Annotated in this window: 9 protein-coding genes; 5 read left to right on the top strand and 4 right to left on the bottom strand. The window is 72.6% G+C overall.

All coding sequences use genetic code 11. From position 1 onward, the window contains the following. Nucleotides 1-114: 114 nt before the first annotated feature. Nucleotides 115-756, bottom strand: a complete 642-nt coding sequence (locus ACFO3Q_RS04270; protein ID WP_377003398.1) for a TetR family transcriptional regulator — start codon at nt 754-756, stop codon at nt 115-117. Between the two features lie 225 nt (nt 757-981). On the opposite strand from ACFO3Q_RS04270, the gene ACFO3Q_RS04265 reads away from it, so the two are divergent. From ACFO3Q_RS04265 to ACFO3Q_RS04250, 4 genes are all read left to right on the top strand, one after another. Beyond that, the gene (locus ACFO3Q_RS04265; protein WP_465251326.1) at nt 982-2268 is read left to right on the top strand and encodes an efflux RND transporter periplasmic adaptor subunit; all 1287 of its coding nucleotides are present in this window, start codon (nt 982-984) and stop codon (nt 2266-2268) included. A 66-nt stretch (nt 2269-2334) separates the two neighbouring features. Next, nucleotides 2335-5625, top strand: coding sequence for an efflux RND transporter permease subunit (locus ACFO3Q_RS04260; protein ID WP_377003396.1), 3291 nt, complete (start codon nt 2335-2337; stop codon nt 5623-5625). 4 nt (nt 5626-5629) lie between these two features. Then, nucleotides 5630-7135, top strand: a complete 1506-nt coding sequence (gene adeC, locus ACFO3Q_RS04255; protein WP_377003395.1) for an AdeC/AdeK/OprM family multidrug efflux complex outer membrane factor — start codon at nt 5630-5632, stop codon at nt 7133-7135. 31 nt (nt 7136-7166) lie between these two features. Next, entirely contained in the window at nt 7167-7664 is a 498-nt protein-coding gene (locus ACFO3Q_RS04250) for an acyloxyacyl hydrolase (protein ID WP_377003394.1), read from the top strand. 120 nt (nt 7665-7784) lie between these two features. Here the strand turns inward: ACFO3Q_RS04250 and ACFO3Q_RS04245 are convergent, their stop codons facing one another. From ACFO3Q_RS04245 to ACFO3Q_RS04235, 3 genes are all read right to left on the bottom strand, one after another. Continuing rightward, nucleotides 7785-8852, bottom strand: a complete 1068-nt coding sequence (locus ACFO3Q_RS04245) for a class III poly(R)-hydroxyalkanoic acid synthase subunit PhaC (RefSeq protein ID WP_377003393.1) — start codon at nt 8850-8852, stop codon at nt 7785-7787. Nucleotides 8853-8854: 2 nt separating this feature from the next. Continuing rightward, nucleotides 8855-9952, bottom strand: coding sequence for a poly(R)-hydroxyalkanoic acid synthase subunit PhaE (locus ACFO3Q_RS04240; RefSeq protein ID WP_377003392.1), 1098 nt, complete (start codon nt 9950-9952; stop codon nt 8855-8857). A 100-nt stretch (nt 9953-10052) separates the two neighbouring features. Beyond that, complete coding sequence (locus tag ACFO3Q_RS04235) at nt 10053-11852, bottom strand: 3-hydroxybutyrate oligomer hydrolase family protein (protein ID WP_377003391.1); 1800 nt, start codon at nt 11850-11852, stop codon at nt 10053-10055. Between the two features lie 113 nt (nt 11853-11965). On the opposite strand from ACFO3Q_RS04235, the gene ACFO3Q_RS04230 reads away from it, so the two are divergent. Beyond that, nucleotides 11966-12730, top strand: coding sequence for a 3-hydroxybutyrate dehydrogenase (locus ACFO3Q_RS04230; RefSeq protein ID WP_377003390.1), 765 nt, complete (start codon nt 11966-11968; stop codon nt 12728-12730). The last annotated feature ends 23 nt before the right edge of the window (nt 12731-12753 follow it).

The following is a 12753-nucleotide window of genomic DNA, read 5'->3' as shown; positions in this document are numbered from 1 at the left end:
CGAGAACTCAAAATCCGCCGGCCTTAAAACCGTGTGGGTTCGAGTCCCACCGTCGGCACCAGCACACAGGATGGCAACGTGGACGCCGCACTCCTCCCGGGTTTCCCTGCGGCCTCAGGCGGCCGGCGGAATCCGGTAGCCCAGGCTCTCCAGCAGGAAGTCGATCCGCCGGGCATTGCTCATCGTGGTGCCGCGCAGCCCGCAGGGCCACACGTCCAGCAGCGTGGTGCGGAGGATGCCCTCCAGCATGGTCTTGGTCATCACCGCGCAGTCTTCCGCCGTCATGTCCTGGCGGACCTGTCCCTGGGCGCGGGCGCGCTCGAAGATCGACACCATCTCGCGATGGCGTGAGGCCTTCTCGTCGTCGACGAATTCCTTGAACTCCCGCATCTCGTCCACGTACTCACAACGGTGGAAGAAGACATCGAGGATGGTGCGAACGTGGTCGTCCTCCAGCAGATCGCCGGTCAGGAAGTGCAGGAAGCTCCGCATGGCCGCCATGGGATCGCTCTCCGCCTCGCGGAGCATGCGCTCGCGCCGGTCGCCGAGCAGGGCGTCGACCCGCATGCCCATGGCCTGCAGGACGTCGCGCTTGTGCGCGAAATGCCAATACACCGCGCCCCGGGTCACCCCGGCGCGGCGCGCGATCTCCTCGAGGCTGCTTCGGGAGACGCCCTTCTCGTGGAAGACCTGCACGGCCGCGTCGAGGATGGCCTCGCGCGTCTGGGCGGCGTCTTCCTTCGTTCGTCGTGCCATGGGAAAGCGTTCGGTCCTGGCGGCTGCTGGGATCGCATCCGGCCGCCAAGCGGTACACAGATGCGGCGCGCACTCTACCCAACCTTAGGCCTACTTACAAACATTCACGAATGTTTGTATAGTGCACGACCCTGGGCGCCTGCTGCACCGCCGCACGAACGCGTCGTCGGCCGGACACGGCACGCCAACATCCTGTTTCCTTTCAGAAGAAGAAGGTCCATGCCCGTGCCGTCGCGTCTCCGCCCGATTCTCCTCGCCGCCGCCGTGGCGCTCGCCGTGTCCGCCTGCGGCGGCGGCGGCCAGCCCCAGGGCATGCCGCCCGCCCAGGTCTCCGTCATCACCCTGGAAGCCGCACCGGCGGCGATCGTCAACGAACTTCCCGGCCGCCTCGACCCGACCCGCGTCGCCCAGGTCCGGGCGCGCGTGCCGGGCATCGTCCTCGAGCGCGTCTTCACGGAAGGCTCGGACGTGCAGGCGGGTGACGTCCTGTTCCGCATCGACCCCGCGCCGCTGCGCGCGGAGCTGAGCAGCGCGGAGGCCGCCGTCGCCCAGGCCGAGGCGGACGCCTTCCAGGCCAACGCCCTGGCCCGCCGCTACGAGCCGCTGGTCGCCGCCAACGCCATCTCCCAGCAGGAATACGACGCCGCGGTCGCCGCCCAGCGGCTGGCGCAGGCGAGCATCGAGGCCGCCCGCGCCCGCCGCGACGTGGCGCGCATCAACCTGGGCTACGCGACCGTGACCGCGCCGATCTCCGGCCGCATCGGCCGCGCCCAGGTCACCGAGGGCGCCCTCGTCGGCCAGGGCGACGTCACGCCCCTGGCGACGATCCAGCAGCTCGACCCGATCTATGCCGACTTCACCCAGTCCGCGGGCGACCTCGCGCGCCTGCGCCGCGCCTTCGAGAGCGGCCAGATCCAGCAGGTCGACCGCGAGTCGGCGCAGGTGACCCTGCTGCTCGAGGACGGCACCGAGTACCCGCTGCCGGGCCGCCTGCTGTTCTCCGACGTCACCGTCGACCCGACCACCGGCCAGGTGGCGCTGCGCGCCGAGTTCCCGAATCCGGACGGCGTCCTGCTGCCGGGCACCTACGTGCGCGTGCGCCTGGAGCAGGCCGTGGCGACCGAGGCCATCACGGTCCCGCAGCAGGCGGTGCAGCGCAACAGCGGCGGGCAGACCTTCGTGACCGTGGCCGAGCCCGCGCGCGACGCCGACGGCCAGCCGGTGCAGGGCCAGGACGGCCAGCCGCAGATGGTGGCGGGGCAGCGCACGGTGCGCCTGGGCAGCACGCTCGGCGACCGCTGGATCGTCGAGGAAGGCCTGCAGGCCGGCGACGTGGTGGTGGTCGAGGGCTTCCACCGTGCCGCGCCGGGCACCCCGCTGATCCCCGCGCCCTGGCAGGGCGGTGCCGGCGCCGGGCAGCAGGCCTCCGCCCCCGGCCCGAACCCGGCGCCCCCGCAGGACGAACAGCCCGCAGGAGCAAGCGAAAGCCAGCCGCAGCCGCCCCGGCAGTAACCGCGCCGCGCCGGCCCGCCGCCGCGTCCCCGTGACGCGGCGCGCTTTCGAACCAGAGATACGACCATGCCCAATTTCTTCATCGACCGCCCGATCTTCGCCTGGGTGGTCGCGCTGTTCATCATCCTGTTCGGCCTGCTGGCCCTGCCGAACATGCCGATCGCGCAGTATCCCGACGTCGCGCCACCCAGCGTCGAGATCACCGCCACCTACCCCGGCGCGTCCGCCGAGCAGCTCGACGAGAGCGTGACCAGCCTCGTCGAGCAGGAGCTCAACGGCGCGGTCGGCATGATCTACTACTCGTCGACCAGCTCCTCCACGGGCCGCGCGACCATCACCGCGACCTTCGAGCCGGGCACCGATCCCGACATGGCGCAGGTCGAGGTGCAGAACCGCATCCGCCGCGTCGAGTCGCGCCTGCCGCAGCAGGTACTCCAGCAGGGCCTGCAGGTCGAGAAGGCCAACGCGGGCTTCCTGATGGTGGGCTCGCTGCTCTCCGACAACCCCGAGCTCGACCGCGTCGCGCTCGGCGACTACATGACGCGCAACGTGATCAACGAGATCCGGCGCGTGCCCGGCGTCGGCCAGGCCCAGCTCTTCGCACCGGAGCGCGCCCTGCGCGTGTGGGTCGATCCGGCCAAGCTCACCGGCCTCAACCTGCTGCCGTCCGACGTGTTCGCCGCCATCAACGCGCAGAACGCGCAGGTCTCGGCCGGCACCATCGGCGACCGCCCCTCGACCCCGACCCAGCAGATCACCGCCACGGTGACCGTGCGCGGCCAGCTCTCCACCCCGGAGGAGTTCGGCAACGTCATCCTGCGCGCGAACCCGGACGGCTCCACCGTGCGCCTGCGCGACGTGGCCCGCGTCGAGATCGGCGCGCAGACCTACCAGTTCTCCTCCTACCAGAACGGCGTGGAGGCGGCGGCGTTCGGCGTGCAGCTCGCGCCGGGTGCGAACGCGCTGGCCACCTCCGAGGGCGTGCGCGCCAAGCTCGAGGAGCTCTCGGAGTTCTTCCCGGCCGGCGTGCGCTACGACGTGCCCTACGACACCGCGCCGTTCGTGCGCATCTCGATCGAGAAGGTGGTGTACACCCTGCTCGAGGCGATCGTGCTGGTGTTCCTGGTGATGTTCCTGTTCCTGCAGAACATCCGCTACACCCTCATCCCGACCATCGTCGTGCCGATCGCCCTGCTGGGCACCGTCGCGGTGCTGCTGGTGATGGGCTTCTCCATCAACGTGCTGACCATGTTCGGCATGGTGCTGGCCATCGGCATCCTGGTCGACGACGCGATCATCGTGGTCGAGAACACCGAGCGCCTGATGGCCGAGGAAGGGCTGAGCCCCCGCGAGGCGGCGCGCAAGGCGATGCGCCAGATCACCGGCGCGATCGTCGGCATCACCCTGGTGCTGAGCGCGGTGTTCGTGCCGCTGGCCTTCATGTCCGGCTCGGTGGGCGTGATCTACCGCCAGTTCTCGGCCTCGATGGCGGTGTCGATCCTGTTCTCGGGCTTCCTGGCGCTGTCGCTGACCCCGGCGCTGTGCGCCACCCTGCTCAAGCCCATCGCGCACGGCCCCGCGCACCAGCGCGCGATCCGTCGCGGGCCGCTGGGCTACATGGACCGCTTCTTCAACTGGTTCAACCAGTTCTTCGACCGCACCACGCACCGCTACGAGCGCGGCGTGCGCCACGTCGCCGGCCGCACCGGCCGCTACATGGCCGTGTTCGCGCTGATCGTGGTGGTGATGGGCCTGCTGTTCGTGCGCCTGCCGACCTCGTTCCTGCCGGTCGAGGACCAGGGCTCGCTGCTGGTCGACATCCAGCTCCCGCCCAACGCCAGCGCCAACCGTACCCGCGAGGTCTCGCGCCAGATCGAGAACTACTACCTGGGCGACGAGGCGACCCGGCGCGAGGTCGCGGCGGCCTACGCCAGCGGCGACCGCGCGCGCATCGAGGCCGCGACGCGCGACCTGACCACGACCCAGCGCGCGGTCGAGAAGCAGATCGTGATCAACGGCTTCAGCTTCTCGGGCACCGGCCCCAACGCCGGTCTGTCGTTCGTGATCCTGCGCGACTGGGCCGAGCGCAACGCGGAGCAGTCGGCGCAGGCGATCTCCCAGCGCGCCATCGTCGAGCTGATGGCCATGATGGGCATCAAGGACGGCACCGTGCTGTCGATCGTGCCGCCGGCCATCCAGGGCCTGGGCACCAGCTCCGGCTTCGACTTCCGCCTGCAGGACCGCTCCGGCCAGGGCCATGCGGCGCTGCAGGCCGCGGCCGAGGAGCTGATGAACAAGGCGCGCCAGAGCGGCGTGATCGACCCGCAGTCGCTGCGCGTCGCCGCCCTCCCCGACGCCGCGCAGATCGAGGTCCAGGTCGACCGCGAGAAGGCCAGCGCCCTGGGCGTGTCGTTCTCCGACATCAACCAGACGCTCTCGATCTCGATCGGCTCGACCATCGTCAACGACTTCCCGAACCAGGGGCGCATGCAGCGCGTCATGATCCAGGCGGACACCGACTGGCGCATGGCGCCGGAGGACATCCTCCGCCTGTACGTGCGCAACGCGCAGGGCGAGATGGTGCCGATGTCCGCGTTCGCGACCATCGACTGGACCTACGGCCCGGTCGGCGTCTCGCGCTACAACGGCTATCCGTCGGTCAACATCTCCGGCGAGGGCATCGCCGGCGTCAGCAGCGGCACGGCCATGGCCGAGATGGAGCGGCTCGCCCGCGAGCTGCCGCCGGGCTTCGGCTTCGAGTGGACCGGCCAGTCGCTGCAGGAGCTCCAGTCCGGCGCGCAGGCGCCCATGCTGCTCGCGCTGGCGATCCTGGTCGTCTTCCTGGTGCTGGCCGCGCTCTACGAGAGCTGGTCGATCCCGCTGTCGGTGATCCTGGTGGTGCCGCTCGGCCTCGTCGGCGCCGTGCTCGCGGTCACCCTGACCGGCATGGACAACGACGTGTTCTTCAAGGTCGGCCTGATCACGATCATCGGCCTGTCGGCCAAGAACGCGATCCTGATCGTGGAGTTCGCCAAGGACCTGCACGCCGAGGGCAAGGAGCTGGTGGAGGCCACCATCGAGGCCGCCAGGCTCCGCTTCCGCCCGATCCTGATGACCTCGATGGCCTTCGGCTTCGGCGTGATCCCGCTGGCGCTGGCGACCGGCGCCAGCTCGGCGAGCCAGCGCGCGGTCGGCGTGGGCGTGCTCGGCGGCATCACCACCGCCACCGTGCTCGCGATCTTCCTGGTACCGGTGTTCTTCATCGTCGTCAGCCGCCTGTTCAAGCCCAAGACCACCACCCGCGACCGCTATCCGACGGCCTTCGACGCCGGGGACGGCGCGGCGCAGGAGCACTGATCCCATGACATCCGACCTCCTTTCCGGCGGCCTGCGCAGCGGGCTCGCCGTCGCCCTCGCCGTCGCCCTCGCGGGCTGCTCGATGGCGCCGCGCTACGAGCGTCCCGCCGCGCCGGTCGATCCGGCCTTCCCGGATGCCGCCGCCACCGCGGCGGCCGGCAGCGGCGCCGCGGAAGGCGCCGCCCAGCGCCTGGCGCCCGACATCGGCTGGCAGGAATTCCTGGGCGACCCGCGCCTGCAGCGGCTGGTCGAGCTGGCCCTGGTCAACAACCGCGACCTGCGCCTGGCCGTGCTCAACGTCGAGGCGGCGCGCGCGCAGTACCGCATCCAGCGCGCCGAGCAGATCCCGGGCCTCGGCCTGAGCGCGTCGGGCAACCGCCAGCGCGTGCCCGAGTCGCTCTCGACCACGGGCGAGAGCTACATCAGCGACCAGTACAGCGTCGGGCTGGGGCTGTCGGCCTTCGAGCTCGACCTGTTCGGGCGGGTGCGCAGCCTGCGCGACGCGGCGCTGGCCGACTACCTCGCGACCGAGCAGGCGCGGCGCAGCGCCCAGCTCTCCCTGGTGTCGTCGGTCGCCAGCGCCTACCTCAACGAGCGCGCGGCCGAGGAGCGGCTGGCCATCGTCGAACAGTCGCAGGCGACCTGGGAGGAGACCCTGCGCCTGGCGGAGCTGCGCTTCGACGCCGGAGCCGGCAGCGAGCTGGACCTGCGCCAGGCCCAGACCCTGACCGCCACCGCCCGTGCCGACCTCGCCGCCGCACGCCGCGCGCTGGCGCAGGCGCGCAACCTGCTGGTGTTCCTGGTCGGTCAGCCGCTGCCGGACGATCTCCCCCCGCCCCTGCCGCTGGGCGAACAGGCCATCCTCGCCGACATCCCGGCCGGCCTGCCGTCCGACCTGATCGAGCGCCGCCCGGACATCCTGGCCGCCGAGCAGTCGCTGCGCGCCGCCAACGCCGACATCGGTGCGGCGCGCGCCGCGTTCTTCCCGCGCATCACCCTCACCGGCAGCCTCGGCAGCGCCAGCACCGAGTTCGACAACCTGTTCGACAGCGGGACGCGGACCTGGAGCTTCGTGCCGCAGCTCTCGCTGCCGATCTTCGACGCGGGCCGCAACGTGGCCGGCCTCGACCTCGCCTGGGTGCGCCGCAACGCCGCCGTGGCCGAGTACGAGCGCAGCATCCAGCAGGCCTTCCGCGAAGTGGCCGACGGGCTCGCCGCCCGCGCCACGCTGGACGAGGAACTGGCCGCGCAGGACGAACTGGTGGAGGCCTCGCAGCGCCGCTTCGAGCTCAGCCAGTTGCGCTACGAGAACGGTATAGACAGCAATCTGAGCCTGTTGGACGCGCAGCGCTCTCTCTACACTGCGCAACAGGCGCTGCTGCAGACCCGACTCCTGCGACTGACCAGCCTGGTCGACCTCTACCGCGCACTGGGCGGTGGCTGGCAGCCCGGCGACGCCGCGGCGGAAGCCGCGGCCGATGCGCACGCGGTCTCCACGACGCGCCCCTGACCTTCACCTGCCCGTTCCGGAAACACCATTCATGCATCTGCGTGCCCTGCGCGCCCCCGTGGCCGCCCTGTCCCTCCTCCTGGGCTTCGGCCTCGCCGCGCCCGCCTCCTCCCAGAACTTCGAGATCGCCGGCGGCGTCGCCAAGAAGCACGAAGGCGAGACCACCGAGGTCTTCTCGGCGCACTGGCTGCCCGAGCTGCGCCGCTTCGGCAACGGCACCCTGCGCGCGGACGTCGCGGTCTACCGCGTGCAGGGCCGCGACGTGCGCGACACCGCGTGGCGACTCTCCGAGAACGTCAACGTGTTCGGCGCCGGCGCGCGCTGGGAGCACGACCGCGGGCTCTTGCTCGGCTTCGCCGTCGGCGTGCAGGACGGCTACACCGACGCGCTCTCCGGCGATCCGCAGTTCATCTCGCAGATCGGCTGGCGCTGGAACTGGCTCACGCTGAGCGTTCGCCACATCTCCAACGCCGGCTTCGAGAGCCCCAACCAGGGCGAGAGCTTCGTGATGCTCGGCGCGCGGTTCTGAACCGCCGCCGGCGGCGCGCGGTCGCGACGAAGGCGGGCTCCGGCCCGCCTTCGTCGTTTCCGGCCTTCGCCGGGCAGCCGGCCGCATCCGGCCGCGGCGCGGCGCCCTCGCCCGCTCGCGTCAGCGACGCGCGGCCAGCCAGTCGTGGATCGCCTGCGGCACCTCGCGCTGGGCGCGGCCGGAGACGTAGATGCCGATGTGGCCGCCGCGGAACGACAGCTCGCTGTAGTCCTCGCTGCCGACCCGCTCGCCCAGCGCGCGCGACGACGCGGGCGGGACGAGATGGTCGTGCTCGGCGTAGATGTTGAGCACCGGCGCGCGGATGTCCGCGAGGCGCACCTCGCGGCCGCCGATCTCGATGCCGCCCTCGACGAGGCCGTTGCGCTGGTAGAACTGCTTGACGAACTCGCGGAAGGCCTCGCCCGCCAGGTCCGGCGAATCGAAGATCCACTTCTCCATGCGCAGGAAGTTCTCCATCTCGACCGGGCTGTCGAGGATGTCCGCCATCTGCACGTACTTCTGCACCATCAGCCGCCAGGGCTTGAGCGAGAGGTAGGTCCAGTTCATGAGGTCGGCGGGCACGTTGCCGAGCGTGTCCACGAACAGGTCCACGTCGATGTGCCGCGCCCACTGCCCGAGCAGGTTGCCCTCGGTGTGGAAGTCCACCGGCGTGACCATGGTCACCAGACTGTTCACCCTGTCCGGTTCGAGCGCCGCATAGCACAGCGAGAAGCAGCCGCCCTGGCACACGCCGAGCACGTCCACGGCATCGACGCCGTGGCTCCTGCGCAGGTGGTCCACGCAGTCGCCGACGTAGCCCAGGATGTAGTCCTCGAGCGTCAGGTAGCGGTCGCTGCCGTCGGGATAGCCCCAGTCGACGATGTAGACGTCCTCGCCGCGGTCGAGCAGCCCCTTCACCAGCGAGCGGTCGGCCTGGAGGTCGGTCATGTACGGCCTGTTGACCAGGGCGTAGACGATCAGCAGCGGCACCCGGGCGGTCGGCGGGCGCTCGCCGCGGAAGCGGTACAGCACCATCTTGCCGTCGCGGTGGACCGCCTCCTTCTCGGTGGCGCCGAAGTCCACGTGGGCGAGCCCGGAGAGCGTCCGCAGGCCGGCCGCGAACTTGCCCTGCAGCCGCGCGAACTCCTCGGCCAGCGCCTCCGGGGTGATGTCGATGGGGCTGCGCATGGCTAGCGGGCGGTGCGGGGCGGACGCCGACGGCGGGAGGACGCGGGCGTCGCACTCTTGGCCGCCCCGGCGCGCCTGTCCTGGGCCTTCGACGCCCTGGCGGACGTCGCGGCGGTTTTCTTCGCGGCTTTCTTCGCGGCCTTCTTCGGCGCCTTCTCCGCCGCGGGCCGGGCCCCTGCGCGCGCGGCGGCCGCGGCCGGCCCGCCGTCGCCGCGGGCCTGCCCCAGCGCGGCTTCCAGCGCTTCGACGCGTGCACGCAGCCGACGCAGCTCGCGCCCCGCCTCGGCCAGCTTGCGGTAGGCCCCGTCGACCTCGCTGCGGCTGGGCATGCCGAGGGCACGGCAGGCGAGGTCGACCTCGGCCTGCACGCCCGCACGCAGGCGCATCTGCGCATCCACCAGTTCGCCGCAGACGCGCGCGAAGTCCTCGCCGCCGGCGACCTCGGCGTAGGCCTTCTCCGCCGCCTCGATCCAGACGTCGAACACGGCACGGGCGGAATCCAGCGCCTGGCCCGAGGCCGCCTGCGTCTCGAGCGCCTTGCGGAAGTAGTCGAAGGCCGCATCCGCGGCCTCGGCCATGAGTGCGGCGTACGCGGCCGCGCGCTGCTGCAGCTCGGACTGCGCCTGCATCAGGCGCTGCCAGCGCACCTGGTGCTCGCGCGAGACGCCGACGGCGACGCCCGGCGCGGCCGGCTGCAGCGCGGCGAGCATCGGCATCAGGCGGCGGACCCACTCCTGCAGCGCCTGCACGCCCTCGCCGGGCGGCTGCAGGACGGCCATGAAGGGGTTGTCTCCCAGCGTCCGCCGCCACGCCTCGGCCAGCGCCTCCGGCGTCGCCTCGCGTCCGGCGAACTGCCCGAGCACCTGCTGCATCTGCCCGAGCCAGCCCTCCGCGGCCGCGCCCAGCCGGCCGAGCGCGTCCTCGCCCTGCACCTCGCCCGACAGCGACCGCCACGCGTCCAGCACCTGCCGCCACGACCCCGGGCCATCGGCGGCACCTGCCTGCGCGGCCGGCGCGCCGAGGAACGGCGCCCACAGGGACCAGGCCTGGCGCACCAGGGCTTCGGGATCGGCGCCGGAGAACGGACCGGACGCTGCCATCGCTGGGGACTCGTCGGAGGGGAATCCGATGCTATCACCGGCATCCGGCATCCCTGCGTGCGTCCATGGGACGCAGCGGCGTCGCCGCCGCGCCGGCGTCCTACTCCGGCAGCCGGAGCCCCTCTACGGCCAGCGTCTCGCCCGGCCGCCGCGGCACGGGCTCGATCTCGGCATCCTCGGGCAGCGGCGCGCCGTCCAGGTGCGCCGCCATCCGGTCGAGCGCGTGGTAGGCGTAGGGCATCAGCGGGACGTAGCGCGCGGCCAGCGCCGGCAGGCCGAGGAAGGCGTCGAAGTGCTGGGCGTGGTGCACGCGCCAGTAGCGCAGGTCGCGGCCGGCGGCGCGCGCCCGGGCCGCATAGGGGCCGCCGGAGAACGCTTCGGGGATCAGTCCGTCGTCCAGGCCGTGCACGACGATCACCGGCAGCCCGGGCCGCGGCGGCCCGGCCCGGGTCGCCGCGACGCCGGCGCGCAGCGCCTCCGCCTGCGCGCCGTCGCCGGTCCAGAGCCGGCGCAGGCACAGCAGGCCCGGCACGTGCGGGTCCGCACCGTCGCCGGCATGCGCCTCCGCGAGCGCGACGCCGGCACCGGGCGGGATGCCCGAGGCATCCGCCCACCACGCCGCGCGCTGCGCGGGATCGTCTCCCTCCGCGCGGAAGGCATAGCCGCAGGGCATGCCGCCGGCGGGCGTCCGCGCGTAGGCGGACGCATAGGTCGCCACGATGGAACGCCACAGGTCGAAGGCAACCGACAGTGCGCCCGCCTCCAGCGCCGCGTCGCTCCAGCCTGCCGCGCGCAGGCGCGCATGCGCCTCCCGCGCCTGCGCCGCGGGCGTGGTCGCCTCCAGCAGGCCGGCGGCGTGCAGCGAGGCACAGCGTGCCCGCCATGCCGGCGGCACCGCGCCCTGCGGGCGCGCCATCGGCAGCGCGTCGAAGTCCTCCGCGGCCAGCGCGCAGGGCATCAGCAGGGCGGCCTCGGTGGCGTAGTCGTACAGCGGCCGCCCGCCCTCGCCCGGATGGACGTTGGGCGAGATCGCCACCACGCCGTCGAGCCAGCCCTCGCCGTCCTCGGCCGCGCGCAGGACGGCACCGCCGCCGTTGGAGACGCCGACGGCGATCACCCGCACGTTCCCGAAGCGGTGCGGCGGCGCGTCCGGGAAGGCCCTGTCCAGCGCCTCCAGCGCGAAGGTCGCCGCCTGCTTCACGTGCAGGCCCCAGTCGGCCTCGGGATTGTCCTGCGAATGCGCGTGCTTGACTGCCACACCCCGATCCGCCGCGGCATCCACCCGGAACTCGCGCGCCGCGCCCGTCGCGGGGCGACCGTCCAGCCCGGCGCCCTGCCCGGTGGCGAGATCCACGTAGCCGGTGCCGGCGCCCTTGTCGGTGTAGGCGACCGCGCAGCCGCGCGGCAGGCCCCAGGCGCCGGCGAGCGCGATCGCGCCGTAGATCCCGCGCGAGCCGGACGAGGCCGCCACCACCACGCAGCGCGCGTCGCGGTCGAAGGCGTCCGGCACCTGCACCAGCACGCGATGCGGCTGCCTCGCGCCGGGGATGTGCGCGTAGGCGTGGTATTCGCGTCCGGGGACCGGATCGAGCCGCCCATAGACCTCGCCGTAGCCGCCGCCGGGCGCGAGGTCGGCGATGCCGCGCCAGTTGGCCCAGATCGCCCGCCGTCGCAGCTCCCCGGCGGTCGGCGCGGCGGGATCGGCGAAGGCCGGCGGGATCGCCGCGCGCAGCCCGTCGGCGCCGAGGCCGGCGGTCAGCAGGTCGTCGCCGGCGCGGTGCGCGGTGACGCGCGGCGCCTCGCTGGCGACCGGCAGCTCAGGCGCCACCGGCACCGGCGCGCAGGCCGCCGCGGCGAGGCCCAGCAGGCCAGAGAGGCAGGCGATGGAGGTTCGGGTCATGCACGCACGCTAGCCCCGTGTCCGTCGCGGCGCATCGTACTTTGGTCGCACGCGGGCGCCCGGCGCGCGTTGCTAAGGTGCGCGCCTGCCCCGTTTCGACTGTGGAGCCCATCATGACCTCACGCTGCATCCTCGTCACCGGTGCCGGCAGCGGCATCGGCGCAGGCATCGCCGAGCACCTCGCCGGCCAGGGCCACCACCTCGTCGTGACCGATCTCGATCCCGCCGCGGCCGGGCGGGTGGCCGAGGCCATCGTGGCCGCCGGCGGCTCCGCCGAGGCGCACGCGCTCGACGTGGCCGCGGAGGCCAGCGTGGCGGGCCTGGTCGCGGCCCTCCCGCGCCCGGTCGACGTGCTGGTCAACAACGCGGGCCTGCAGCACGTCTCGCCGCTGGAGGACTTCCCCATGGCGAAGTGGGACCTGCTGGTGCAGGTGATGCTGACCGGCACCGCGCGCGTCACCCGCGCCCTGCTGCCGGGCATGCGCGAGCGCGGCTTCGGCCGCATCGTCAACATCGGCTCCATCCACGCCCTGGTGGCGAGCAGGTACAAGAGCGCCTACGTGGCGGCCAAGCACGGGCTCATCGGCTTCTCCAAGGTGGTCGCGCTGGAGACCGCGGATGCCGACATCACCATCAACACGGTCTGCCCCAGCTACGTGAGGACGCCCCTGGTCGACGCGCAGATCGCGGACCAGGCGGCGCGGCACGGCATCGGCGAGGACGAGGTGGTCGAACGCATCATGCTCGCGCCGATGCCCAAGAAGGCCTTCATCGGCATCGACGAGCTGGCCGGCATCACCGCCTTCCTGCTCACGCCGGCCGCGCGCAACATCACCGGGCAGGCCCTGGTCGTGGACGGCGGCTGGACCGCGCAGTAGGTCGTGGGAAGATGCCCGCATCC

Origin of the sequence: Coralloluteibacterium thermophilum (assembly GCF_042654365.1) — a bacterium.
In the GTDB taxonomy this organism is placed as follows: Bacteria; Pseudomonadota; Gammaproteobacteria; order Xanthomonadales; family Xanthomonadaceae; genus Coralloluteibacterium; species Coralloluteibacterium thermophilum.
Note: the sequence above shows the minus strand (reverse complement) of the source record. Positions and strands in the feature narration are given on the sequence as shown.

Excerpts from the sequence above, each read along its gene's own strand:
- ACFO3Q_RS04240 (WP_377003392.1), bottom strand. The coding sequence starts at position 9,952 with ATGGCAGCGTCCGGTCCGTTCTCCGGCGCCGATCCCGAAGCCCTGGTG.
- ACFO3Q_RS04235 (WP_377003391.1), bottom strand. The coding sequence starts at position 11,852 with ATGACCCGAACCTCCATCGCCTGCCTCTCTGGCCTGCTGGGCCTCGCC.
- adeC (WP_377003395.1), top strand. The coding sequence starts at position 5,630 with ATGACATCCGACCTCCTTTCCGGCGGCCTGCGCAGCGGGCTCGCCGTC.
- ACFO3Q_RS04245 (WP_377003393.1), bottom strand. The coding sequence starts at position 8,852 with ATGCGCAGCCCCATCGACATCACCCCGGAGGCGCTGGCCGAGGAGTTC.
- ACFO3Q_RS04270 (WP_377003398.1), bottom strand. The coding sequence starts at position 756 with ATGGCACGACGAACGAAGGAAGACGCCGCCCAGACGCGCGAGGCCATC.
- ACFO3Q_RS04260 (WP_377003396.1), top strand. The coding sequence starts at position 2,335 with ATGCCCAATTTCTTCATCGACCGCCCGATCTTCGCCTGGGTGGTCGCG.
- ACFO3Q_RS04230 (WP_377003390.1), top strand. The coding sequence starts at position 11,966 with ATGACCTCACGCTGCATCCTCGTCACCGGTGCCGGCAGCGGCATCGGC.
- ACFO3Q_RS04250 (WP_377003394.1), top strand. The coding sequence starts at position 7,167 with ATGCATCTGCGTGCCCTGCGCGCCCCCGTGGCCGCCCTGTCCCTCCTC.